Source organism: Enterococcus malodoratus (assembly GCF_027659535.1).
Classification (GTDB): domain Bacteria; phylum Bacillota; class Bacilli; order Lactobacillales; family Enterococcaceae; genus Enterococcus_A; species Enterococcus_A malodoratus.
Genome location: NZ_JAQDPG010000006.1, coordinates 209,482 through 233,688, shown reverse-complemented (window position 1 = coordinate 233,688; position 24,207 = coordinate 209,482). Strand labels below are relative to the sequence as shown.

Annotated in this window: 23 protein-coding genes; 16 read left to right on the top strand and 7 right to left on the bottom strand. The window is 39.9% G+C overall.

What is annotated here, in order from left to right:
- Window positions 1–329 precede the first annotated feature (329 nt).
- Window positions 330–1,121 (bottom strand): TraX family protein, encoded by a 792-nt coding sequence (locus PGP85_RS11890; RefSeq protein ID WP_010741347.1) that lies wholly within the window; start codon window positions 1,119–1,121, stop codon window positions 330–332.
- Between the two features lie 695 nt (window positions 1,122–1,816).
- Here PGP85_RS11890 and PGP85_RS11885 point away from each other — a divergent pair.
- Window positions 1,817–2,236: a Rid family detoxifying hydrolase gene (locus PGP85_RS11885; protein WP_010741346.1), complete on the top strand. Its 420-nt coding sequence runs from the start codon at window positions 1,817–1,819 to the stop codon at window positions 2,234–2,236.
- Window positions 2,237–2,273: 37 nt separating this feature from the next.
- Here PGP85_RS11885 and PGP85_RS11880 read toward each other — a convergent pair whose 3' ends face one another.
- Window positions 2,274–3,281: a YeiH family protein gene (locus PGP85_RS11880; RefSeq protein ID WP_010741345.1), complete on the bottom strand. Its 1,008-nt coding sequence runs from the start codon at window positions 3,279–3,281 to the stop codon at window positions 2,274–2,276.
- Window positions 3,282–3,459: 178 nt separating this feature from the next.
- On the opposite strand from PGP85_RS11880, the gene PGP85_RS11875 reads away from it, so the two are divergent.
- The gene (locus PGP85_RS11875) at window positions 3,460–4,287 is read left to right on the top strand and encodes a LysR family transcriptional regulator (RefSeq protein WP_010741344.1); all 828 of its coding nucleotides are present in this window, start codon (window positions 3,460–3,462) and stop codon (window positions 4,285–4,287) included.
- Window positions 4,288–4,450: 163 nt separating this feature from the next.
- Here PGP85_RS11875 and PGP85_RS11870 read toward each other — a convergent pair whose 3' ends face one another.
- Window positions 4,451–5,629, bottom strand: coding sequence for a M28 family metallopeptidase (locus PGP85_RS11870; protein WP_270327662.1), 1,179 nt, complete (start codon window positions 5,627–5,629; stop codon window positions 4,451–4,453).
- Window positions 5,630–5,786: 157 nt separating this feature from the next.
- Between PGP85_RS11870 and PGP85_RS11865 the strand changes: the two genes are divergently transcribed.
- The 10 genes from PGP85_RS11865 (at window position 5,787) to PGP85_RS11820 (ending at window position 14,330) form a co-directional block, all read left to right on the top strand.
- Window positions 5,787–6,680 carry a helix-turn-helix transcriptional regulator gene (locus PGP85_RS11865; RefSeq protein ID WP_270327660.1) on the top strand — a complete coding sequence of 298 codons (894 nt, stop codon included), beginning with the start codon at window positions 5,787–5,789 and terminating at the stop codon, window positions 6,678–6,680.
- Window positions 6,681–6,880: 200 nt separating this feature from the next.
- Window positions 6,881–7,453 carry a LemA family protein gene (locus tag PGP85_RS11860; protein WP_010741341.1) on the top strand — a complete coding sequence of 191 codons (573 nt, stop codon included), beginning with the start codon at window positions 6,881–6,883 and terminating at the stop codon, window positions 7,451–7,453.
- A gap of 16 nt (window positions 7,454–7,469) precedes the next feature.
- Window positions 7,470–8,780, top strand: a complete 1,311-nt coding sequence (locus tag PGP85_RS11855) for a TPM domain-containing protein (RefSeq protein ID WP_270327657.1) — start codon at window positions 7,470–7,472, stop codon at window positions 8,778–8,780.
- A 328-nt stretch (window positions 8,781–9,108) separates the two neighbouring features.
- A complete protein-coding gene (locus PGP85_RS11850) occupies window positions 9,109–10,596 on the top strand; it encodes a BglG family transcription antiterminator (protein ID WP_090404359.1) in 1,488 nt (495 codons plus the stop codon).
- Complete coding sequence (locus PGP85_RS11845; protein WP_010741338.1) at window positions 10,583–11,011, top strand: PTS sugar transporter subunit IIA; 429 nt, start codon at window positions 10,583–10,585, stop codon at window positions 11,009–11,011. The genes PGP85_RS11850 and PGP85_RS11845 overlap by 14 nt, the downstream gene beginning before the upstream one ends.
- Window positions 11,012–11,022: 11 nt before the next feature.
- Window positions 11,023–11,340: a PTS fructose transporter subunit IIB gene (locus PGP85_RS11840; RefSeq protein ID WP_010741337.1), complete on the top strand. Its 318-nt coding sequence runs from the start codon at window positions 11,023–11,025 to the stop codon at window positions 11,338–11,340.
- Window positions 11,341–11,389: 49 nt separating this feature from the next.
- Entirely contained in the window at window positions 11,390–11,839 is a 450-nt protein-coding gene (locus PGP85_RS11835) for a PTS sugar transporter subunit IIA (protein WP_010741336.1), read from the top strand.
- 18 nt (window positions 11,840–11,857) lie between these two features.
- Window positions 11,858–12,958, top strand: a complete 1,101-nt coding sequence (locus PGP85_RS11830; protein WP_010741335.1) for a PTS fructose transporter subunit IIC — start codon at window positions 11,858–11,860, stop codon at window positions 12,956–12,958.
- Between the two features lie 16 nt (window positions 12,959–12,974).
- A complete protein-coding gene (alsE, locus tag PGP85_RS11825; RefSeq protein WP_010741334.1) occupies window positions 12,975–13,679 on the top strand; it encodes a D-allulose 6-phosphate 3-epimerase in 705 nt (234 codons plus the stop codon).
- A 183-nt stretch (window positions 13,680–13,862) separates the two neighbouring features.
- Entirely contained in the window at window positions 13,863–14,330 is a 468-nt protein-coding gene (locus PGP85_RS11820; protein WP_010741333.1) for a VOC family protein, read from the top strand.
- A gap of 32 nt (window positions 14,331–14,362) precedes the next feature.
- Here PGP85_RS11820 and PGP85_RS11815 read toward each other — a convergent pair whose 3' ends face one another.
- Window positions 14,363–14,977, bottom strand: a complete 615-nt coding sequence (locus PGP85_RS11815) for a TetR/AcrR family transcriptional regulator (protein WP_010741332.1) — start codon at window positions 14,975–14,977, stop codon at window positions 14,363–14,365.
- 106 nt (window positions 14,978–15,083) lie between these two features.
- Between PGP85_RS11815 and PGP85_RS11810 the strand changes: the two genes are divergently transcribed.
- On the top strand, window positions 15,084–16,262 hold the full coding sequence (locus tag PGP85_RS11810; RefSeq protein ID WP_010741331.1) for an alpha/beta fold hydrolase: 1,179 nt from the start codon (window positions 15,084–15,086) through the stop codon (window positions 16,260–16,262).
- Between the two features lie 40 nt (window positions 16,263–16,302).
- Here the strand turns inward: PGP85_RS11810 and PGP85_RS11805 are convergent, their stop codons facing one another.
- From PGP85_RS11805 to PGP85_RS11795, 3 genes are read right to left on the bottom strand one after another with little or no spacing between them, the layout of a single operon-like run.
- A complete protein-coding gene (locus PGP85_RS11805) occupies window positions 16,303–18,063 on the bottom strand; it encodes an ABC transporter ATP-binding protein (RefSeq protein WP_270327652.1) in 1,761 nt (586 codons plus the stop codon).
- Window positions 18,053–19,774 (bottom strand): ABC transporter ATP-binding protein, encoded by a 1,722-nt coding sequence (locus PGP85_RS11800; protein WP_010741329.1) that lies wholly within the window; start codon window positions 19,772–19,774, stop codon window positions 18,053–18,055. The genes PGP85_RS11805 and PGP85_RS11800 overlap by 11 nt, the downstream gene beginning before the upstream one ends.
- A gap of 35 nt (window positions 19,775–19,809) precedes the next feature.
- Window positions 19,810–20,241: a MarR family winged helix-turn-helix transcriptional regulator gene (locus tag PGP85_RS11795; RefSeq protein ID WP_010741328.1), complete on the bottom strand. Its 432-nt coding sequence runs from the start codon at window positions 20,239–20,241 to the stop codon at window positions 19,810–19,812.
- A gap of 358 nt (window positions 20,242–20,599) precedes the next feature.
- On the opposite strand from PGP85_RS11795, the gene PGP85_RS11790 reads away from it, so the two are divergent.
- From PGP85_RS11790 to PGP85_RS11780, 3 genes are all read left to right on the top strand, one after another.
- A complete protein-coding gene (locus tag PGP85_RS11790; RefSeq protein ID WP_010741327.1) occupies window positions 20,600–21,364 on the top strand; it encodes an ABC transporter ATP-binding protein in 765 nt (254 codons plus the stop codon).
- Entirely contained in the window at window positions 21,361–23,034 is a 1,674-nt protein-coding gene (locus PGP85_RS11785; protein ID WP_010741326.1) for an ABC transporter permease subunit, read from the top strand. The genes PGP85_RS11790 and PGP85_RS11785 overlap by 4 nt, the downstream gene beginning before the upstream one ends.
- 193 nt (window positions 23,035–23,227) lie before the next feature.
- Window positions 23,228–24,202 carry an extracellular solute-binding protein gene (locus PGP85_RS11780; protein ID WP_270327650.1) on the top strand — a complete coding sequence of 325 codons (975 nt, stop codon included), beginning with the start codon at window positions 23,228–23,230 and terminating at the stop codon, window positions 24,200–24,202.
- Window positions 24,203–24,207: the final 5 nt, after the last annotated feature.

Below are 24,207 nucleotides of genomic sequence, written 5' to 3'. Positions count from 1 at the left end.
TTCCACAGATAACTTTATTTTAGAAGATCGATTCGCACCAAATCAGTAGATTAAGGAATAGAACCTACAGCTGTTTTTCAAAAAAACAGACAAATAGCTTTATCTTCGTCATGCATGCCATTTCACCAAAACGCTCGGTATCTAAACCGATAAAAAATTTTTGTACCGATTGCTAATGCTATAAACTGAGAAAAGTGGAATTGGCAAAAAAAGAGAGAGGAAGGTTTCTAAATTAATAGAAACCGCCTCTCTCTCGACACGCATTGCGTGTTATCTGTACGATTTATTCACAAAAAGCATTGTAAAGCTTTTTACGAACAAGGTCAAGTTCAGCGTTGAAGCAAAAAGCTGATCACAGCAAAAATCGCGATGTGTACGGGATAAAAAATATAAAAGAAATTCCGCATGCTGCGGCCTTTTTCACCGTTGTATAGAATGATTGGAATTGCTGCTAAAAACATCATCCATTGGAAATTGAAGGTAAAGGCGTATTGAATGCCGCCGCCAAGAATTAGAGTGATCATTGCTGCTATAACCAAAGCAGCGATTTGTAAAGCCTTCCTACCGTGAAAAAGATAAAATAGAACGGCAAGTAAAACAAATAGAATACCGCCTTCAGTCATCATTAAGGTTGGAACAAGCAAAGTAAAGATTTGGAAGAAGAGCAGTCCGAATTTTGAAGCCAATAGACTGCCGCTAGATAATAATATCATTACAAACACACTCAAAAGCGTTGGCACAAGGAACCATATCATTCCTTTGCCGAATTTCTTTTGTTTGAAAAATTCGCAGGCCTGCATATAGACGGTACCTAAAAATAGTGTACCGAAGACATTGTTGATCACGATCGCGCCATCAATTGTAAAATAGTGATTCAAAATCATATTGATAATGCCCATCAACCAATAGCCTGCTAATAAACGAAACAGATATCTCTTCCGATTACTCGTGTGGATGAAGCCTTCAGAACTTTCAAATAAGAAAATCGGTGCGGCAATTCGTCCAATCCAATGAAACCACATGGGGACACCTAAAAAGAGAAAAAATTCTCCAAGGTGATCAAGCACCATCGTTACAACCCCTAAAACTTTCAACTGGAAACCAGTCATTCCTTTATTCATTAAAAAACCTCTTTCACTAATTTAAAGAAAATTTCTATTTACTCAGCCGTCAATCAACCTTATTTCAAGAAAAATAAAGTTGATTGACGTACAGCGAAGTGAGTATCCGCTCTTTCCTTAATGTCACATTAACGAATATTTTTGCCGATCACCATATATTGAGCGAACAATCTACTTACAAAAATGAGAGGTTGAAATGTCAGAAAATTCTTTAAACTTATTGACAAGTAATAGAACCTCCGTTATCATTACAATCATAAATTAATTTAATTGCCATTTAAATTTAATTTTAAAGGAGAATTTCTATGAACGCGACGACTACTAAACAAATGATTATTATTAGACTGAGGACTTGAATTCTGTTTTGTGCAAAACAGATTGAAGTCCTGTTTGACATTTGTTGAGTGGGATTCTCCAAGCATCCCACTTTAATTAGTGAGATGCTTTTTTTGTCAGTTTTGCTTTTCGCAGTGTATAGAGTATGACAGCTAAGCATGATTTCTAATCAAGTTAGTGACAAGTTGTTTAGCAAAATGATATGCGCGATGAGGATTAGAAATATTTTCCATTAGTACGAATTAGCTGTCAGTCCAGATCAGTTCTGTTCGTGATTTCAAGGAAATAAGCAGAAAAATAGTCAAGTTTGTGTCGAGTCAATTGTTGGGTAATTGCAATCAAAAAAAGGAGTGGGGAAAATGGAAAACAACGTAACAAAGGTGAACTTTCAAGAACCAATGATCCAAACAGTCGAAACAACAGAAGCGCCAAAAGCAATCGGCCCCTATGTTCAGGGCAAAGTCGTGAACGGCATGCTGTATGCGTCTGGTCAAATCGCGCTTGATCCGGCGAGTGGAGAATTAGTCGGCGAAACGATTGAAGATCAAACGTATCAGGTTTTACGGAATGTCGGAGGGGTTTTGAAGGCTGTTGGAGTAGACTATGACCAAGTAGTCAAAACAACTTGCTTCTTGAAAAACATGTCTGATTTTACTGCATTTAATCAGATTTACGAAAGCTTTTTCGATAATGAAAAACCTAGTCGTTCGTGTGTGGGTGTCGCTAATTTACCGAAGGACGCTTTGGTAGAAGTTGAGATTGTAGCGGTAGTTGAATAAAGATAAACAGAGCAGGAATACAACCTGCTCTGTTTTTTTAGATATGCAAAAGGAAAATAAATACTACCGCAGCAACTGTTTGAACTGCTCCGACCGATAGACCATAAAGCAAGAAACGCGGTCCTTCTTTTAAGAATTTTCGGAAATCCAACCGCAGTCCGATTGCTGCCAATGCCGTGGTCTCAAACCAAGTGCTGATAAAATGAGCCCCGTCACTAAAGAGCGGCGGCAATGAAAAGAAGCTGTTGATGACACAGAAAATCAAAAAGCTAGTAACATACCAAGGAATCGGGAACTTTTTCTTTGAACCCTTAGCGGTCACCAAGCCATCCTGTTGAGCTTTACGTTCAAAAATAAAGACGACGACTACCAAAAATATGATACGGGTAATCTTGAAGAGCATCGCATATTTTACCGTTTCTGGATTAATCAGGCTGGCGCCAGCAACGACTTGGCCGACAGACTGCAATGTTCCGCCCAGCAAAGCACTTTTACTTAGCAAAGCATCACCGAATAATGACAGACCCAAAAAAGGGAGTGACAACATCATGACGGTTCCTAGTAAATTGACCAGCGTTATAATCTGCCCCTTCTCTTCATCATTGGCTTCGATCGAAGGTGCAATTGCGCCGATCGCTGATGAACCGCAAACGGCGTTCCCGCCGGCCATCATCATAGCCATCTTTTCATTAAAACCCAGTTTTCGGCCAATCCAATAACCTCCAGTAAGAACGGTTGTCATGATCAATACAATGAACAGCAGCCCCTTAATCCCCATTTCACCAATCGTTTGGAAGGTTACTGTAAAACCAAGCAAGACGACGGAATACTCCAATAAACGACTTTCGGAAAATTTTGTCCCAGCTGCTAAAACGGGTTGTTTAAACAAGGTGTTGCCCAAAATAATTCCTAACAGAATCGCCAAGGTGGCCCCTCCTAATTTGGGCATGAGCAATGCTAATAATTTTCCGCAAATCGCGACGGCCAGCGACAACAACAGTCCCGGTAAAATCGGTTTTATTTTGTTTAACGTGGTAGTAAACATAGTGTGTCTCCTTTCTTAATAAATAATTTATTTGATAGTAAGATGTTTGTTTTATGGGCGGTAATCAGACTATTAGCGACTCATCGTCTAGAGAGAATCGCCACTCATGAACTAAATTATAACCAACATCTTTCATTATTATAATTTATTGATATAATACCTTAGATAGAAAAAGATAATGGAAGTGATTACGATATTTAAATGGTTAGAAACCTTCAAAGTGGTATATGAAACCAAAAATTTTTCTAAGGCTTCGGAAATTCTATTCATTTCCCAGCCGACGGTTTCTTCTCAGATCAAACAATTGGAAAATGAATTCGGTACACAATTATTTATTCGCAGCGGCAGAAAAGAAGTCTTGGTAACGCCGCAAGCGGAGATCCTATATGAACGGGTCGTCGATTTAATGGACGATTGGGATAATTTATATCAAGCAGTTCAAACCAATCAGCAACAGATTGTTCGTTGTGTGATTGGTGCCTCCCATACATTTGCGAATTATGTTTTACCAGCGCTTTTGATCCAATTGCATCAGAAATTTCCGCAAATTCGGTTTAGTGTCCAGATGATGAACTCTTTGGAAGTATTACAGGCGGTGGAGCACCATACAGTGGACATCGGGTTTATTGAAAAACCCTTGTCTGCACCAAATATCAAACGCATTCCGTTGATGGAAGATCAACTCGTCTTGGCTGGAGATACAGAAAAGGGGCCATGGCTAGTTCGGGAAAATACTTCTGGGGTCTATTATTATACGAAACGATTTTTGGAAGAAAAGGATATCGAAGGGCCTGTTATGGAGATTCAAAACAATGAGGTGATTGTCGGTTTGCTGAAGCAGGGCTTTGGCTGCTCCTTGATTTCAGAGCGGGCGGTGGAAGGGATTTCTCATCAAAGACTCGATGAAAGTTTCAAACGAAATTTTTATTTGATCCGACGAAAAACCAGCGTGTCTGATGATATTGAAAAATGTGCCGAGTATATTTGTGAATGGAGTAAGCAATAAAAAATTAGAGGGCAGAAACCAGAGCTAATAAAATGCTGCTTTCTGTCCCTTTGTTTACCTATTCATTAAAAGGGCCGATAACGTAAAGTGCAGAAAAATGTTCACACCGAAAAACTATCTGTCGGAAATCGGCAGACAGTCTTTCGATGGTTCCAACGAATGATTATTGTTTCAAGGAATGAGTCAACTCAGTTAAAAATAGGACGGCTTCTTCTAAACGTTGAAAGTCTACAATCGATAAATTATCTTTTAGTGTGTGCATGACCGCTTCCATCAATAAATGCATTTGCGTCGAAGCGATAGCAACGGCTGGAATTCCTACTCCGGCAAATAGCATATGGTCTCCCATTGGCCAAGGGTCAACCTTTTCAACGGTTGGATAATCTGCTGAAAAGCCTTCTAACTGCGCATCTAATTGTTCGTTACATTCGTAAAGTGAATAAGAAATGGTACTATTTTGCATACCAGCACCATCGACATTAAAGGCAAAGTCATATTCTGTTGGTTGACTTAGTGACTGATTCATAAAAGTCATTTCTCCCGGCATTGAATAGTAGTCTTCTCCGTTGAACAGGACGAATTCAAGTTGATTCTCCAGTTTTGTCTGAGCTAATTGTTCCGCCAAAGTTAGCAGTACTGCGACACCTGACCCATCGTCCAATGCTCCTGGAGTCGTTGGTTTAGTATCGATGTGAGCAGAATAAGCAAGTTTTTTTCCAGTACCCAAAGTAGCGATCACGTTTGCTCCGACAGCAGGTTTACGTTCAGTCCGCAGACTGAGACTGGCGTTTTTCTTATTTAATAGTAAGGATAAACATTCTCCTTTGACTGTTCCACATGGAACATTAAAGTCGCCGTCTTGAATGATGGGCACGGGTACATCTTTGAGAAAGCTTACTGTAATGACGGCCAAAGGTTGTTTTTGCTCCAGTTCCCGAATAATCGCTTGATGTTCTTCAGGGTTCCAAAAAATCATACTTTTCGGCATGATTGGTTCCTTACATAATTCACCATACAGCACACAAATCTTATCGGTTAAATCCGCTGTTTTTAATTCTTGGATCGATTGTACACAAACCAGTTCGCCACTTACTTCACACGGCATCGCATATTCTGCTGCGTCCACTTCCACAGCTCGACCATCCACGATCAACTCTGCGCCATCATTTTGCCAATCCATACAAGGAAATTCCTGCAACCAAACATCATAGCCCAACGTTTTAAATGTTTCTGCTGCGTACTCGACCGCTGCTTTATTTCCAGCTGAACCAGTTGCTCGCGGCCCGATTTCCTGACATAATTTTTCCATATGACGTACTAAACTTTTTTTAATGATTTCCACTTTGCAACACTCCTTTTAGTTGATAACATAAGTATAGGCGGTCTTCGAAAGCATTTCTTGACCTTCCTTGTGATTCTTAGTGGAGCTTAAATGAAAAAAGAGCCAAAAGTTAACGAGCCGATTTTTACATAGTATGAAAGATAAGCGGAGGGATATTATGGCAAATTTGGAGCATGCGGCAGCGGTCACTCGGATGCAGGATTATATTGATGATTATTTAGAAGAAGAGATTACTTTGCATGCTTTAGCCCAGCAAGCAGGCTATTCACCCTGGCACTGCGCCAAAATGTTTAAGGAGTATACGAATAAATCTCCCTTTGAATACATTCGCAAATTACGACTATCAAAAGCAGCTTTGGTTTTACGTGATGAGCAATTACGTGTGATTGATGTGGCTTTAGATTTTGTTTTTGACTCCCATGAGGGATTTACTCGCGCCTTTCGAAAGCAGTTTGGTGTTACTCCCAAAACCTATCAAAAAAAGACACCGCCAATCCCGTTGTTTACCCCCTATCCTGTTGAAAGCTACTATTTAATGGGCGAGGAGCATGATGAATTATTACCAGTATCGAAAAATCTACATGTACGATTAATTAATTTTCCGGCTCGCAAGCTGATTTTACTACGCGGAGAAAAGGCTGAAACGTATATTGAGTATGCCCGTGAGGCTGGTTGTGACGTGTGGGGTATTCTTGCTAGTATTAAGGAAGCTCTGTATGAACCTATAGGTCTGTGGCTGCCTGAAAGTATGCGCTCGGAAGGAACATCAAGGTATGCGCAAGGAGTTGAGGTTCCATTCGATTATCAAGGAATCATCCCTGCAGGATTTGAGATAATCGATCTGCCAGCATGTATGATGTTGTTGTTTCAGGGAGATCCGTATGACGAGAAACGATTTGACGAGGCAATCAATGCTGTAATTAATCAGATTGATCAGTATGATCCTAACGAAAATAATTGTCAGTGGGCTGAAAATGATGCGCCGCGCATTCAATTGGAGCCACAAGGATATCGAGGATATATTGAAGCTAGACCCGTCTATTTCAGTTAAATCCAAAAGCTTTTGAACTTTTACAATAAAAAGTTTGAAGGCTTTTTTCTTTTCTATATATGAAGGAAAAAAAACAATAGATTTTTTTGTCAACCACCTAATTGAAAAATCAGTCGAAAGTCTGAGGTGTAGGTTTCCCCGAATGATATAATTAGCTCAATCACATAGAATAAAAAAATCAAAAAAAGGTTGGGATAAAAATGAAAAGAAAAGGTTCAGGTATCATTGTTGGACTTGTCGTAATCGCTCTAGCAATTGGAGCTTACCTGATGACGACATATAACTCATTAGCTTCAGCGGAGAATGATGTGGATGCAAAATGGTCGCAAGTTGAAAATGTGATGCAGCGTCGGGCAGATTTGATTCCAAATTTAGTGAACAGCGTCAAAGGCAGCATGAATCATGAAGAAAAAATCGTTAAAGAAATCACTGATGCGCGTAAATCCTACAATAGCGCAAAAACACCGGCAGAAAAAAATGCGGCCAACAATCAAATCGAACAAAGTTTGGGGACAATGGTGAATGTCATTCAAGAAAACTACCCAACTCTTGCTTCGAATGAAAATGTTAAAACACTGATGGTGCAACTAGAAGGTACCGAAAATCGTATTTCAGTTGAACGGAAAAATTATATAGAACAAGTCAATGATTATAACCAAAGTTTGGTTCGCTTCCCTAAAAATATGGCGGCGAAAGTGCTGGGCTTCGATAAAAAAGCCAACTTTAAAGCTGATGACAAAGCTAAAGAAGTACCAGACGTCAGCTTTGAATAAGAATGGGTGAGAGAAAATGAAAAGGGAACAGCGTACTTCAGGGGAACGAATCCAGCAAGAGGTTGTTGAGAATTATCGCAAGTTACGCAAACGCAACGGGTTCTTTTCCCTAATATTAGTAATCGTCATGTTGGTTAGCGGATTTGGATTGTTTAATCTTTTTACAAGTAACGGCTATGGGGATAAGAAGGCTGCCTATGATCAACAGCTGACAAAGTTAAGTCAAGATCGAGAAGACATTTTGTCTGGTAAGAAAGTTACGGTCAGTCAATCTTTTAAAACGACCCTGAATGACAATTTGGCAAACCTGAAGGAATATCCGAAGCAGGCCAATAATTACGATGTGGCGATAAAAGATACGGATGGTCATTTAACGATCAATAAAAATAATATCTTTGTTTCTGATAATGCTAAGATGCTGAGTCAGAAAACGAAACAAAAGATTTATCAGTTGAATAAGCAATTGGCAGCAAGTACTAACGGTGCACAATTTCAAATTGTTACAATTCCAGAATTGCCTCGCGGGGAAGATATCGAATCTTATGCGAATAAGATTTTCAATCAATTGGGAATTGGTGACAAGACCGAAAACAATGGTGTTTTATATTTGATTGCTTTGGATGAACGAGAATTTCGTTTAGAGGTCGGATATGGCTTGGAAGGCTTGATTCCTGATGGTAAAGCGGACGATATCATCAATAATGATGATGTAGTTGATGACTTTAAAGACGAAAATTACGATAAGGGAGTCAACCAAGTCTTAGATGAAGTGTTCGCTATCATGAATACTAAAACGGCTCTGGTGGACTCGCAAATCAAAAATGTTTCGAGTCAGCGAACAAAGTTGATGTTCTTTCACTGGACGGGTGCAGTTGTCTTAGGTCTGCTTCTTTTTGTCAGCCTGTTATTAGTAGTGAATCTTTTGCGGGCGCGTGTCTTCCTAAAAGAAAATTACAAAAAATATCAATCAGAGACAGCTGCAGTTGCGGGTGATGAAGAATTACAACGAGCAGTTAAACATACGGAGCTTTATCACATTTTGTTAAGTGGTTTGCTGATTGGCTTGTCGGTCAGAGGAATCAACCGGGCAATCATTCAAGGACGATTGTTGCGAAACCCTTCTGCTGAAAAGAAAATGTTCGGACGTATCTTAATTGGCGATACCTTGTATTCTGGTAATGGTGATGTTTTGACAACAGCTTACTTGGCATCAAACTATAATTCTAATAACTGGTCCGATAATGATAGCGGATCAGGCGGCGGCTCTTCTTGGGGGTCATTCGGCGGCGGTTCATCCGGTGGTGGTGGCGCTTCAGGCGGATGGTAATTAAATAGTGGGTAAATGAACGTGAGACGATTTTTGTCTCACGTTTTTTTTGCCAGTTCTACCTCCTGCTTTAGTAAGATCAGCGGAATGATATTTGCGTTGAATACCAATACTGTTTTTTGATTTTGTTCACATTATTAAGCTGGAAGATAAAAACAAACGGGATTAAATTTTATGAATTATCCAAATTTTTTCCGCTTTATGAACGCTTCCCGACTATAATAAATGTGAGAAGCTTTATTTTTTGTCCGTTGCAACGGTCAAAAACGAGTGAAGCGTTTTCTTTCTGACAGGTTATGATAAAAACAAGAAGGGGAGGTTGATAGCCATGGGAACAAAGAAAGATCGTGAACAAAGGCTGTTACTACTTCTAACGAAACGACATGACTACATGACATCCGACGAATTGGCGGAGCACCTAGGAACTTCGCAAAAAACGATATATCGCTTAATCAAGAAGATCAATGAAACACATGGCGATGGATTGATTCAGTCAGAAAAGGGGCGAGGCTACAAATTAAATTACGAAAAATACATCAGCCAAACGAATTTTCAACCCAGTCAACGAAGTCAATATTCACCACAAGAGCGTAGAAATCGTGTGACGGAGGAACTATTGCTGTCATCACCTAACGCAAAGAATGTGTATGACTTGTTTGAAGAATACTATGTTGGCGAGTCAGTCATCTTCAGCGATGAGCAGCTCATTGCGGAGCATTTGCAGCAATACGATCTGAGACTGGAACGAAAGCAGCGGACATTAGCGGCATTAGGAAAAGAGGCCAATATTCGCCGCGCAATTGCTGATTTGATTCAGATGCATAATATTATTGAGATCGATGAGCTGAAAAATAATTCGGAATTAAATTTTAACCACTATGATGTTCTATTTATCTTAGACCAACTGAAACTAATCGAAAAACAATTGGAAATGACGATTCCTTATCCGTATAATGTCAATATTTTCTCTCATTTGTATATTTTGATCAGTCGTTTACGAAAAGTTCATCAGTTACCGAATGAAGAAATGAGTCCGCTTTCTAAGAAAGAACAAGAACGATTGCAACAGGATACAGCCCTTTACCAAGTTGCTCAAGCGGCGATTGGAAATGTCGAAAATTATCTGCACAGCAGTCTGCCGACGTCAGAAGTCTATTATCTTTATCAGTACCTAAGCTCCTCACGGATGCAAGGCTCCTTGAGTAAGGTGACGAAATTTTCTTCAAAAGTGGTTGAAATCACAAATACGTATCTAAATGGCATGAGTCAACGTTTGAATATTCCAATCAAAGGAGATTCGATTTTTCTTGATTTAGCAAATCATATCAAACCGATGATCAATCGATTGGAGCATGGTATCCATATAAAAAATAGTTTATTGGATCAGATCAAAATGACGTACGAAACAATTTTTACGGATGTCACGAATGTTTCAGCTGAAGTGAGCCAGGATTTTACATTACCAACGATTAATGATGACGAAAATGGTTTTATCACCTTGTATTTCGCCCGCATCATTGAGACCAATCAATTGCCGATTCGTACCGTGATCATGTGTACGACCGGTGTCGGGACTTCGGAACTGTTACGGGTTAAGATCGAGAAAAAATTTCCTGAATTAGAGATTGTTGATGTGGTTGCTTCACGGGACGCGCAGCGTTTTACGGAAAAATATCCTGGGATTGATCTGATTTTGACGACGATCAGTGTCAGTGATACGATCCCGATTCCATCGTTGCTGGTAAGCGCGATGTTTACACGAGACGATCAGAACAGGCTGCAAAAGAGAATCGAGGCGATCTATGATGAACGCTGAGTTTTTTCAAGTCTTTTTAGACCAAACGTTAACCGATAAAGAGCAGCTTCAACGGTTTATTGCAGATTTTGCCAATAAGGCGGAATCAGACGTATTGATAGATTTATTGAAGAATCGAGAAAAGGTCGGCAATACGATGATTGCAGAACATGTGATTTTGCCTCATTTAGAAAGTTCCAAGATTGAACACAGCCAAGTCTTATTGATTCGTTTAAAAGATCCAGTAGATTTGGATGAAGAAACACCAGCTGTTCAACTGGTCATCACGATTCTATTGAAAAGCAATGAGAGCCAAGAAAAGAAGAAAAGAATCGCACAATTCACCCGGCGATTAGCCGATGACGAATTTTTAGAATTATTACTGAATATTGAAAGCGAAGAAGACTTTTATCGAATATTAGAAGAAAAAAATTAGGAGGAACCAATATGAAAATCGTTGGAGTAGCAGCGTGTACAGTAGGGATCGCCCATACATACATCGCCCAAGAAAAATTAGAAAATGCCGCAAAAAAAGCGGGTTGTGAAATGAAAGTAGAAACACAAGGAACGATCGGAATCGAAAACGAATTGACGCAAGAGGAAATTGATCAAGCAGATATCGTGATTCTTGCCGTTGATGTAAAGATTTCCGGCAGAGAACGATTTGCTGGGAAACGAATCATCCAAGTGCCGACAGAGATCGCCGTGAAGTCGCCAAATAAATTGATTGAAAAGGCTCAAGAGGTTGTTGCACAAAAAGTTTAGCTGAATCGATAAATATTATGAACAGCAGTAAGAAGCAGGAGGGGTTCAAATGGAAGTAAAGGACATCGTGGATGTAGACATTGTTAAAACCAATATGACTGCTAAGACGAAAGATGATGCGTTGAATGATTTAGCAAATCAATTATTAAATAATGGCTATATTTCTGAAGTAGAAGGATTTATCAAAGACATTTATGCTCGTGAGGCGGAAGGTCAAACGGGTATTGGAAATTATATCGCGATCCCTCATGGAAAAAGTGCCTACGTCAATAAAGTTGGTGTGGCGATCGGTATTAATCAAGAGGAAATTCCGTGGGAAAGTTTAGATGGCAAAGGTGTGAAGGGAATCATTCTCTTTGCAGTAGGAAATGACAATGACGGTGCGACGAATCATTTGAAATTGCTGTCGTTGTTTGCCAGAAAACTAGGAAACGATGAAGTAGTTGGCAATCTGTTGCAGGCGAAAAAGCCAGAAGATGTTGTTGAAGCATTCGCTTAGTTAAATGGAGGAAGAAAAATGAAAAAAATTAAAGAGTTAAATCTTAAAGGGCACTTATTGACGGCGATTTCTTATTTGATTCCGATCGTCTGCGGTGCTGGGTTCTTGATCGCCATCGGAATGGCCTTTGGCGGTTCAAGTCAGGATGCATTAGTGCAAGGGAAGTTTACGATCTGGGATGCTCTAGCAACGATGGGCGGCAAAGGTTTAGGCTTGTTACCGGTTGTTATCGCGACGGGAATCTCGTATTCAATCGGCGGCAAACCAGGGATTGCTCCAGGATTTATCGTTGGTTTGACAGCAAATGCTATCGGTGCTGGTTTTATCGGCGGAATTTTAGGCGGTTACTTAGCCGGTTATTTAGTATTAGCCATTTTAAAATATGTTAAATTACCAAATTGGGCAAAAGGTTTAATGCCAACGCTGATCATTCCATTCTTAACATCAATTATCGGCGGATTGATTATGGTATATATTATCGGTGCACCAATTGCAGCATTAACATCATTATTGACCAACTTCTTAGACGGATTAGGCAACTCTTCATTACTAGTATTTGGCGGTGTCATTGGTCTATTGAGTGGTGTTGACTACGGTGGTCCAATCAACAAAACTGTTTTTGCTTTTGTGTTAACGATGCAGGCAGAGGGCTTGAACGGTCCGATTACTGCTTTACAGCTAGTTAATACCGCAACTCCAATCGGTTTTGGTTTGGCTTTCTTCATCGCAAAATTATTCGGCAAAAATATTTACACGAAATTAGAAGTTGAAACGCTAAAATCAGCAGTACCAATGGGTGTTATCAATATCGTTGAAGGTGTCATTCCGCTAGTCATGAATGATATTGTCCGCGGTGTTGTAGCGACTGCTATCGGCGGCTTTGCTGGCGGAGCAACGACGATGATCCTAGGAGCAGATGCGACAGTGCCTTTCGGCGGTGTGTTGATGATTCCAACGATGTCCCGACCTTGGGCGGGTGTGATCGCGATTTTAGTCAATGTAGTCGTAACGGCAGTTGTATTGGCAGTTATTAAGAAAAATGTGACTGAAGAAGATGCAGCGATGCAAGTAGAAAAAGAAGAAGATGATATTAATTTAGAAGACATTCAAATTTTTTAGGAAAGTGTGACGACACATGAAAAAAGTAGAATTTTCTCCATCACTAATGACGATGGATTTAGATAAGTTTAAAGAACAAATCACCTTTTTAAATAATCAGGTGGATTCATACCATATCGATATAATGGATGGTCATTATGTGCCGAACATTACTTTATCTCCGTGGTTTATTGAAGAATTACGCAAGATTACGACGTTGCCGATGTCCGCTCATTTAATGGTAACCGACCCAAGTTTTTGGGTTCAGCAATTGATTGATTTGCAGTGTGAATGGATCTGTATGCACGCGGAAGTATTAGATGGCTTGGCTTTTCGCTTGATTGATCAAATCCATGATGCCGGGCTGAAAGCTGGGATCGTATTAAATCCAGAAACACCGATCGAAACGATTTTTCCTTATATCGAACTCGTCGATAAAATCACGATTATGACGATCGATCCAGGTTTTGCAGGACAACGTTTTATTGAGAGTACATTAGACAAAATCGTTGATCTACGAGCATTGCGAGAAGAAAAAGGTTATAAATATGTCATCGAAATGGATGGCTCATCTAACCGCAAATCATTCAAACGCATTGATGCTGCCGATCCAGATATTTATATCGTTGGACGCAGCGGGTTGTTTGGTTTAGATGAAGACATCGCGAAGGCGTGGGAAATTATGGTTACTGATTATGAAGAGATGACAGGTAAAAAACTGACCTGCGCAGAAGCAAAATAAAACATAAAAATCTTGAGGTCCGAAAAGGCTTCAAGATTTTTTCTATTAATGTGAAAAATGAGTTCACTAAACTGTTGGATTAATAGCTAGTAAAATGATGAGATAAATTTACTAAGCACTAAACAACTCTTTTGTGATATAGTAAACAATAATGTAAACGCTTTAAAAGAATGGAGGAACGGGATGGAGTATCGAGGACCTATGCTGGTAGTAAAAGATATGGAACGGTCAAAAGCGTTCTATCGAAAAATTTTAGAAGTGGATATTGTTTCTGATTTTGGTGAGAATGTGACCTTCAATGGAGGACTTTCGCTGCAGACGGAAGAGTCGTGGATTCGTTTTACTGGTTGTGATAAAGAGGTATTCAACTATCAGAACAACACGGTAGAATTCTATTTTGAGGCGAAGGATTTTGACGGATTCATCGAGCGGACTAAAGGAGAAGAGCTGGAATTTTTGCGAGACGTCGCAACGATGCCATGGGGGCAACAGGTTGCTTGCTTTTATGATCCGGATAAACATGTTATTCAAGTCGGTGAAGATTTGACAGTTATGGTGAAACGATTGGCCGCAGATGGATTAACCGTTAATGAACTAGGTGAAAAAACTTTTCTGGGTAAAGAGATAGTAGAAAATATGCTGAACAGTTAAAAAAGTTGAAGGCCTCCGCCTTCAACTTTTTTCTATTTTAAGCTTTGCTGTGTCCAATTTTCATAAAGAAAGGCAAATGAATCTGCGGGTGCTTGGAGACTAGCTTCAAGCATGTGTGCTAAGGCTTTTAATTTCAGCTGGACTTCATGATCGGTCCAAGTGAACAATCCGGGATCGAGCAGAAAAATAATCGGTGACAATAAAATTTCCGCCATCTGTTCTGGCTGATCGCAGACAAAGATTTTTTCAGCCACTCCTTGTTGCAAAATATCGGCAACAATTGGCGCCAGCTGCCGCATAATAAAAGCCATCGATTTTTGGTGGATAGCTGCATTTTGCGGTTCATGCAAGGCAACATCGATACTCTGATCTACAGCAGTGCTGCGATAAAAGTAAAGTAATAATTTTATTTTTTCAGAAGCTGCTACGTTTACCGCAGCCAACTTTATTCGGCAAGTTTCGATGACGTTGCTGTATTGGCGTTCAACTAAAGCGTCAAGAACTTCTTCTTTGCTCTTGAAATAGTAATAGAGACCGCCTTTTGCGATTCCAGCTTTACTGGCAATATCTTGAACGGAAGCGGTGCCGGCTGTTCCTTCATAAAGTAATTCCTGCAAGGCATCCAAGATCAATTCTCGTTTATTCATGGTAAACAACCTCCCAAAATAGTATATCACAAGAAGTTGACCGCCGTTCAAAAAGTTGTTATGATGAAATTGTTGAACGGTGGTCAAAAATGAAGGAGGGGTTATTATGTTGGTTCTGGGTATATTTATCTTGATTGTCTTAGTACTCTTGTTGTTCAGTTTGGTATTTTTGATTAAGTTTTTACTTTTCATGTTTAAACGTTTACGAGGAAAGGACGCAGCATTCGCTACAAAAGGAGTCAGAAAGGGTGTATTTGGGATGTTCGGCTTTTTAGTTTTGGGTATTATTTTAATCGTTATCACTCAAGTCACTGCGACAACACCAAAAATTGCTAAACAAGACAGTATCGCGGAACTGAGGGAAGTTCGCTTGAATGGTCGAAAAGAATGGATTAGTCTCCGGGGCGAATCCCGCAACAAACCGGTACTTTTATTTTTGGCAGGCGGTCCGGGAGGGTCTCAATTAGCAGCAACCCGTTATGAACTTTCAGATCTGGAGAAAAATTTTGTTGTCGTCAATTGGGAACAGCCTGGATCAGGCAAATCTTATTCGGCTGTATCAAAAAAACAATTGACGCCGGAAATTTACGTTGAGGATGGGACGGCGCTCGTCCGCTCACTCTTAAAGGAGTTTAAGCAGGAGAAAATCTATCTTATCGGTGAGTCTTGGGGAAGTGCTCTAGGTATTTTTATGGTGAAGCAGCAGCCTGAATTGTACCATGCTTTTATGGGGACCGGACAGATGGTGGCTTTTGAGGAGACAGAGCGAATCGACTATGATTTAGCGATGAAGTTGGCAAAGGAAAATGATGATCAAAAGATTATTGATAAATTGATTCAGAACGGGAAGCCGCCTTACTATGGCAACTCGGTTACAACCAAAAGTGCGACTTATCTCAATTATCTCAGCCAGGTTATGGCACGAAATCCTGAGATTCAGAACGCGGGTTTTCAAACACTGCGCGATCTTTCAGCAAAAGAATATGGTTTGCTTGATAAGGTGAATTATCTACGGGGGATTCTCCAAACCTTCAATCATGTATATCCGCAGCTTTATGAAACAGATTTACGAAAGGAGTACGGAAAGCTGGACGTTCCGATTTATTTTTTATTAGGAAGACACGATCTTAATGCACCGTTGAGCTTGGCTGAGGACTATTATAAAAAGTTGGAGGCGCCCAGTAAGGAGATCATCTGGTTTGAACATTCAGGTCACAATCCATGGATCAATGAACAAGAACGATTTGCTGAAGTTGTCCAACAGATTGCAGAAGAAAACAAATAAAAATCGCAGCTTCACGAGATTCTCGTAGAGCTGCGGTTTTTTAATTCTCAAATTGTGCTTGATGCAGTTGATAATAGCGACCTTGTTGAGCCAATAATTCTTCGTGCGTCCCTTGCTCGACGATATTACCGTCGTTGACCACTAAGATCAAGTCGGCTTCGCGAATGGTTGATAGGCGATGAGCAATAATGAAGGAGGTTTTGTTTACCATCAATTTGCTCATGGCTTCTTGAATCTGCAATTCCGTTTGCGTGTCGACGTTTGAGGTTGCTTCATCAAGAATCAGTAGTTCGGCGTTTAGCAGCATAGCTCGAGCAATCGTCAGCAATTGTTTTTGTCCTTGAGAAATGGCCAAGCCGTCTTCAGTCATCACAGTATCATAACCTTTTGGCAATTGCGTGATGAAATCATGGATATGAGCGGCCTTAGTCGCTTTGATGACGTCTTCCAAAGTGGCTTCTTCATTACCATAAGTCAGGTTTTCAAAGATGCTTCCGGTAAAGAGCCAAGTATCCTGTAGGACCATCGCATATTGCTTTCTTAGACTGCTGCGTGTCGCTTCTTTGATATTTTGCCCATCCAAGTAGATTGCACCGCTGTCAGGATCGTAAAAACGCATCAATAAATTGACAATCGTAGTTTTTCCAGCTCCAGTTGGACCAACGATCGCAACGACATTACCGGCGGAAATATCAAAAGACAAATCTCTGATAACAGGCTGCTCTTTTTGATAACTGAAAGCGACATGATCGAAACGAATATCCCCACGGGCTTTTTCGAAAGTATAAGCATTTGAGACATCTTGGACTTCTGGTTCTTCATCTAATAATTTGAAGATCCGTTCAGCCGCCGCAATAGAAGATTGCAGGTCGCTGAAAATATTAGCCAATTCATTGATTGGTCCCGAAAATTTCCGTGAATAAAGGACAAATGAGGAAAGCTTTCCTAGCGTTAGGTGGCCAAAAAGAAACAAGAAAGCGCCTAGGACACTGATTAATGAAAGTGAAACATTGTTGATAAAATTGACGGATGGTCCGGTCATACTGCCGTAGTATTCCGCGTTGTAGTAGGCATCCATAGCTTCTTTGTTTTTTTGCCCAAAACGAGTGATCATCGTCTCTTCTTGATGATAAACTTTGGTCGTTTGTTCCCCCGATAAAAGTTCCTCCGTCAAGCCATTCAGTTCACCAAGCTTTGCTGAACGTTTCCGAAATAATGGTTGGAACTTAGTCGTTAAGAAGCGAGTTAGTAAAATCGATGCTGGGACCGTAACTAAAAAGATCGTCACCATCAAAGGCGAAATCACCAGCATCATTATAAAGGAACCAATTATCGTGACCAAACTGCTCAATACTTGGACTGAATCACTCGCCAGCGATGTATTGATGGTATCAATATCATAGCTCATAAGGTTAACGATATCGCCCGTTTGATGTTGGTCAAAATAGCCGACTGGCAGAGAAACGATTTTATTGAAAAGATCTTTCCGCAAGCGAAAGGCGATTTTCTGACTCAAATAGATCATCAGACGGCTGATGCCGTAACTTAAAATCGCAGAGGCCAAATAGAAGCCCGCCATCAAACTACAATAGAAGAAGACTTTTTGAAAGACGACGTTGCCTTTGCCAATTTGGATCGCATCAATAGCGTAACCAGATAGCAGCGGCCCGACCAGAGCAAATAAATTACTGACAATAGTTAGAATTACAGCCAAAAATAGCAGCCATTTGAATTGATAGAGGTATCCCCATAAACGAAGCAACGTGCCTTTGCGTGAATTTTTACTGTTATTATTCTTCAATGGCTTGTTCTCCCGTCTGTCCTTGATAAATTTCTTGGTAGGTTGAGTTTGCGGCTAATAGTTCTTCATGAGTACCATAGCCGATCATCTCTCCTTTATCCAATAGCAGAATTTTATCGGCGTGTTGAATTGAACTGATCCGTTGTGCAATCAGGATTTTTGTTGTAGCTGCGAAATGTGTCCGTAAGGCTCTTCGCAAATTTGCATCGGTATGGTAATCCAACGCACTGGAAGAATCATCTAAAATCAACAGATCGGGTTGTCCGATTAATGCCCGAGCAAGAAGAACACGTTGTTTTTGTCCGCCGCTGAGGTTTTGACCTTTAGCTTCTAAACGATGTTCCAGCCCCTCCGCCAGTTTGTCGATAAATTCTCGTGCCTGCGCATCATCGATTGCCTGTTGAAGTTGTTCTTCTGAGAATGAACGGCCAAACAAGATATTCTCTCGAATCGTATCGGCAAAAAGAACATCTTTTTGCAAAACAGCTCCGATTTTCTGATGCAAGGCATCGAGTGAGTAATGTTTAATCTCTTGTCCGTCTAGTAAAATCTGACCAGAGGTTCGATCATATAGGCGTAGGATTAAACTAGCAATCGTAGTTTTTCCGCTGCCAGTCGCTCCCATAATACCTAACGTCTCTCCTGCACTTACACTAAAGCTGATATGCTCGATGGCGGGACCACCATCAGGATAGGCGAATGTGACATCATCAAAAACCAATTTGGTCGCAGTCTCTTTTCGTTGGTTCAATGAACCTGGAACTAACGAAGGTTTCTTTCGTATTACCTCGTTGATCCGATTGGCAGAAGCCAATCCGCGTGAGTACAAGACAAAAATTCGTGTGATTGAAAGCATCGCATTCAAAATAATTGTAAAGTAAGTCAAGAAAGCCACAATCACTCCCGGTTGTGTTAAACCTGCATTAACTCGATAAGCACTGACTACGATGACGAGTGTTAATCCTAAGTTCAAGAATAAATCCAAAAGGGCTGGTGAGGCGGCCAGCGTAACATTCGCAGTTGTTTCTGCGTTTACTAAAGATTGATTGACATGTTCAAAGCGCTGACGCTCAAAAGCTTCCTTTGATAAAGCCTTGATGACTCGTGAGCCCGTCACATTTTCGCGTACAGCCAAAACTAGTTGATCGACTTGCTTTTGAAGTTTGCCGAAAAGAGGGACACCCTTTTTAGAGATGTGTGTCACCATTACAAAAATGATCGGCATTACTGCGACCAAAACTAAAGTCAAAATCGGATCTAATGTAGTAGTGATCAAAATTCCGCCAACTAAAAGAATCGGTGCGCGAATCCCCATTCGCATCATGACGCCTAGTGTTAAATGAATATTATAGGTATCAGATGTTACACGTGAAACTAATGACGAAACTCCGACTTCTTCAATCTGTGTCGTATCTAAATAGGTGATTTTATGAAAGAGATCACCGCGAATATGCTGTGTCGTGTCTTTCGCGATACGTGAGACCATCCGATTGGCGACGATATTTGCCCATAGAGCAAAGGCGGAAGCCACCAACATTACACCACCCCAAAAAAGAATCTTTTGCGGATTTTTTTGTGGAATGACTTGGTCTAGAATATAAGCCAAGTTCCACGGAAGAACTAATTCCATCATAGTTCCTAGGAATTTAATAATAACCGCTAACGTGACGCGAGAACGATAGGGTTTCAAGTAGTTAATAATTAATTTCATTTTTGCTCCTTATTTAGTCATTTTCAAGCCGTATATCATTTCTTGCTGCACATATTTGTTTCGGCTTTTTCCATAATTGTTTGTAAGCCAGACAATACAGCTTCTTGTTGCTCTTTTGGTATCTCTGCTAATAATGACTGATTCCAGTCTGCTAGGATCGAACGGATTTCTGCTTCTATGGCTAAAGATTTGGCTGTTGGAAATATTCTCAAGCGACGTGCGTCATTTTGATCGCTTTGCCGAGTGATAAACCCTTTTTGCTCCAACTGAGCTAACTGTCGTGCGACATTACTTTTGTTGATAAATATTTTACAAGCTAACTCCTCTTGGGAAATACCTGGTTCGGCACAGACACCTAGAATATAGGCATGGTGCATTTCACCCAATCCAAATCGCTTAAATTCTTTTTCGCGGTATAAAGCAGAAAGCCGTGCAATACGGTTGATCATTTTAACAAAAGAATCCACTTCCCTTTTCCTCCCTGATAATTATCAAAATCCAGATTAAACAAACATAGAATAGTATAAAAGAAAAACGTTGCGGGTGCAACGTTTTTTGGTTAGAAAGAAATTTATTGCTGGTACAGTGCCATTCAGTACTTTTCTTTAAGTGTCAATGTGCAAAAATTTACACTCTTTACATAAAAACAACAATCTTTATTTTATCTTTGCAGGAACTTGACGGTGTCTTTACACTGCATCGCTATACTTTTTATCAGAGGGTGCCAGTTGTACTTTTTACAAATAAAGCAGCAGAAGAATTATACATGAAAAAAAAGCCATTAAAGAAATGGAATAGTATGTAGTGGAAAAAGGAGAGATAAACGTGTTAAAACTCGAAAACATCACCAAAAAATTTCAAGAGACGACAGTACTGCAAAATATCAATTTGGAAATAGCATCTGGCGAAATCGTCTCTATACTTGGACAATCCGGTTCCGGCAAAACGACTCTGCTGAATTTAATTTTAGGTTTGGAAGAACCCAGCGGGGGAGAAATATTCTTTAACGGAAGCAACATTACCCATACTTTGATGGAAAAACGTCCATTCAATATTGTATTTCAGGATTATGCGCTGTTCCCTAATTTGACTGCTTATCAGAATTTAACTTATGGATTACGCAATAAAAAGGAGTGTTCAACTGAATCTGAAGTAGATGAACTAATCCAATTATTAGATTTGGAAAAACATTTAAATAAACCAATTCATCAGCTGTCTGGTGGACAAAAACAACGGGTCGCACTTGGACGGACGCTAGTGATGAAGCCCCAATTACTTTTGTTAGACGAGCCGTTGAGTGCTTTAGATGGCGTAATTAAGGAATCAATTAAGGCAAAGATCCAAGAAATCGCTCGGAAACTGCATCTGACTATTGTGATCGTTACCCATGATCCGGAAGAAGCATTGACGATGTCTGATAAAATCGTGGTTCTCGATGAAGGAAAAATTGCTCAATGCAGTTCTCCGATTGAGATTATGAGTCAGGCTTCATGTAATTTCGTTGAAGAGTTTATCGTCAATCAATTAGCGATCAAGCAACAAAATATCCAACAGATTTTTCAACAATCAATGAAAAGAGCAGCCTCATGAGCATCACTTTTTCATTAAAAAAAATAATCAGCTGGGCTGTACTGGCTTTCTTCTTTTTATTTTTGGCATATCCGATCATTCAAATTGTCATTACAGCCTTTTCTCAAACGGGTGGAGACAGTCTGCATATCTTCAATCAAAGCTGGCGCAGTTCATTTACTAATAGTTTGAACTATTCATTAGCGGCGACTAGCTGCTCAACAGTTTTAGGCTTTTTCTTGGCTTACGGAAATAACTTTACACGGATTAATCGGAGATTTTTGAAGATAAACGAGAGTATTCTGCAATTTCCGATGCTTTTGCCAACAATTACTTATGGATTTGTCCTAATTTATGCCTTTGGTAAACAAGGCTTGTGGAGCAAGATTTTTCAACAGGAACTGTTTCACATCTATGGGTCCATCGGTATTTTATTAGGTTTTATCATTTATACGCTGCCGCCGATCTACATCTTGATCAATAATTCGATGAAATATTTGGATACGCAACTATTCATTGTTTCTCGCTTGATGGGAGATAGTTGGTATCGATCGCTTTATAAAACGATCTTGAATCCATTGACACGGGTTTTGGCAGTCGCTTTTTTGCAGGGATTCTTCATGTCCTTTACCGATTTCGGGATTCCCAGTGCGGTGGGCGGACAAACACCATTTATCACAACATTATTATATGAAGGATTCATGGGGACGATCCCTAACTTCCAATTTGGCTCCTTGGTCGCTCTAACGATGTTACTGCCGTCAATCATCAGCATCTTGACTTTGAATCATTTACAAAAAAAAGTAGTGCGCTACGAGCGGCCGCGACAAGTAGTAATCAAAAAAAATACTGTCAGAGATTGGTGTTTCAAACTGCTTTTTGTCAGCTTATCTCTTTTCATTTTAGGAGTATTTGCGGTCTTGATTATTATCCCTATGGTGACTAATTGGCCATATGAATTGAGTCCAACATTAAATAATTTTGCTCGTTTCATTCAAGATGATAGCTTGGTTTCAACTTTGAAAAATTCTCTTATGATGGCGTTATTAACGGCCGGACTTGGAACAAGTATCGCTTATTCAGCAGCGATACTGACTTCCAGAGAACATAAAATTTATAAGATAAATCAAATCATCGACAGCATCGCGACGATCACAAATTCGATTCCAGGAATGGTTCTCGGTGTTGCTTACTTATTACTGTTCAGCGGTAGTCAGCTGCATAACACCCTGATGATCTTAGTCATCGTAACAATTATTCATTACTTCTCAACGCCTTATCAAATGGCGAAAGAGGCACTACAAAAAATGAACTTAAATTGGGAGAGTACCGCTAAGTTGATGGGAGATAGTTGGCTAAAAACGGTTTGGCGAATTTTGATCCCAAATTCTAAAGTGACGATCGTAGATATTTTTGCTTATTACTTTTTCAATTCGATGGTTACGATCAGCGCTGTGATTTTCTTAACCAGTGCTAACACGATGGTTATTACCGCCAAACTAAAAGAATTACAGCACTTTGGCCGGTTTAACGACATATTTATGCTTTCGTTGTTTTTACTACTCATCAATTTAATCATGCAGGGACTCACACAGCTCATTAAAAAGATGTCATTTTCGCGTTTCTCAACCAGACAGGCGAAAAAAGGATTAAATGCCAAGGTAACGACGATTCATAGGAAAAAAGCATAGAAAAATGAATATATGAATATGAAAAAGGATGCCAGTTCCTCTTTTCCAAGTTAGACAGCCAAAAAAGGTACTAAATGCCAAAGTCCCCTCTATTAGGAGAAAAAGAGTATAGAGGAATGGTATACGGCTTGAAAATCAGAGTAATTTTTCCGTGGAAAAATAAGTACATTAATATGAAAAAGGAGAATGATGAATGAACAAAAAGAAATTAATCACGGTAATTGGGGGTCTGCTGTTCCTTCTATTATTAGGTGGCTGCAGCAAGGGCAGCGCGGCGAATGAGAAGGTTACGATTTATACCAATGCTGACGAAGAACCAGTTGAAGTGATTAAAAATGTCTTGGATAAAAATGGATATAAAGGGAAATACACACTGCAATCCTTTGGAACTTCTGAGTTAGGCGGCAAACTTCTGGCAGAGGGAAAAGACATTGAAGCCGACTTAGTGACGATGAGCACCTTCTATTTAAATAGTGCTCAGAAAAAAGATAAGATGTTCAAAAAGTTGGATTTGTCTGTCGATCCATTGACGAAAATACCAGACTATGCCGCACCTTTCACGGTTCAAGAAGGGACGATTTTTTACAATACCGATGTAATGAAGGAAATGAAATTGTCGGTTCCAACGAGTTTAAAAGATTTAGCCGATCCGAAATATAAGGATGCTTTGTCGATCTCAGATATTAAACAATCTTCTACAGCGTGGCTGCTGTTCCAAGCATTAGTTGATAACTATGGGCAAGACGAAGCAAAAACGATTCTACAAGGAATTTATAAGAATGCCGGTGATCATTTGGAAAGCTCTGGCTCCGGTCCATTGAAAAAGGTTCGTTTAGGCGAAGTAGCAATTGGTTTTGGACTACGACATCAGGCAGTCAAAGATAAACAGGACGGACTGCCGATTGATTTTATTGAACCTTCAGAAGAGACTTACACATTGACAGAATCACTGGCTGTGATTGATAAGGGTGAAAAGACTAACCCAGAAGCAGAAAAAATGGTGAATCTGATCTTAGAAAAAGGACGGGAAGATCTATTAAAAATTTATCCTAGTGCATTGTATGAGGGAGAAACAGTCGATACAGAACAAGTAGCGAAGGATCAGAAAGTATTCCCGGATGAATTAACAGCAGAATTACTTGAGAAGCATCAAAAATTGGTTGATTAAGGAGT

Excerpts from the sequence above, each read along its gene's own strand:
- PGP85_RS11865 (WP_270327660.1), top strand. The coding sequence starts at position 5,787 with ATGGCAAATTTGGAGCATGCGGCAGCGGTCACTCGGATGCAGGATTAT.
- PGP85_RS11840 (WP_010741337.1), top strand. The coding sequence starts at position 11,023 with ATGAAAATCGTTGGAGTAGCAGCGTGTACAGTAGGGATCGCCCATACA.
- PGP85_RS11800 (WP_010741329.1), bottom strand. The coding sequence starts at position 19,774 with ATGAAATTAATTATTAACTACTTGAAACCCTATCGTTCTCGCGTCACG.
- PGP85_RS11820 (WP_010741333.1), top strand. The coding sequence starts at position 13,863 with ATGGAGTATCGAGGACCTATGCTGGTAGTAAAAGATATGGAACGGTCA.
- PGP85_RS11850 (WP_090404359.1), top strand. The coding sequence starts at position 9,109 with ATGGGAACAAAGAAAGATCGTGAACAAAGGCTGTTACTACTTCTAACG.
- PGP85_RS11890 (WP_010741347.1), bottom strand. The coding sequence starts at position 1,121 with ATGAATAAAGGAATGACTGGTTTCCAGTTGAAAGTTTTAGGGGTTGTA.
- PGP85_RS11875 (WP_010741344.1), top strand. The coding sequence starts at position 3,460 with ATGGAAGTGATTACGATATTTAAATGGTTAGAAACCTTCAAAGTGGTA.
- PGP85_RS11845 (WP_010741338.1), top strand. The coding sequence starts at position 10,583 with ATGATGAACGCTGAGTTTTTTCAAGTCTTTTTAGACCAAACGTTAACC.
- PGP85_RS11815 (WP_010741332.1), bottom strand. The coding sequence starts at position 14,977 with ATGAATAAACGAGAATTGATCTTGGATGCCTTGCAGGAATTACTTTAT.
- PGP85_RS11880 (WP_010741345.1), bottom strand. The coding sequence starts at position 3,281 with ATGTTTACTACCACGTTAAACAAAATAAAACCGATTTTACCGGGACTG.
- PGP85_RS11885 (WP_010741346.1), top strand. The coding sequence starts at position 1,817 with ATGGAAAACAACGTAACAAAGGTGAACTTTCAAGAACCAATGATCCAA.
- alsE (WP_010741334.1), top strand. The coding sequence starts at position 12,975 with ATGAAAAAAGTAGAATTTTCTCCATCACTAATGACGATGGATTTAGAT.
- PGP85_RS11830 (WP_010741335.1), top strand. The coding sequence starts at position 11,858 with ATGAAAAAAATTAAAGAGTTAAATCTTAAAGGGCACTTATTGACGGCG.
- PGP85_RS11780 (WP_270327650.1), top strand. The coding sequence starts at position 23,228 with ATGAACAAAAAGAAATTAATCACGGTAATTGGGGGTCTGCTGTTCCTT.
- PGP85_RS11835 (WP_010741336.1), top strand. The coding sequence starts at position 11,390 with ATGGAAGTAAAGGACATCGTGGATGTAGACATTGTTAAAACCAATATG.
- PGP85_RS11810 (WP_010741331.1), top strand. The coding sequence starts at position 15,084 with ATGTTGGTTCTGGGTATATTTATCTTGATTGTCTTAGTACTCTTGTTG.
- PGP85_RS11785 (WP_010741326.1), top strand. The coding sequence starts at position 21,361 with ATGAGCATCACTTTTTCATTAAAAAAAATAATCAGCTGGGCTGTACTG.
- PGP85_RS11860 (WP_010741341.1), top strand. The coding sequence starts at position 6,881 with ATGAAAAGAAAAGGTTCAGGTATCATTGTTGGACTTGTCGTAATCGCT.
- PGP85_RS11855 (WP_270327657.1), top strand. The coding sequence starts at position 7,470 with ATGAAAAGGGAACAGCGTACTTCAGGGGAACGAATCCAGCAAGAGGTT.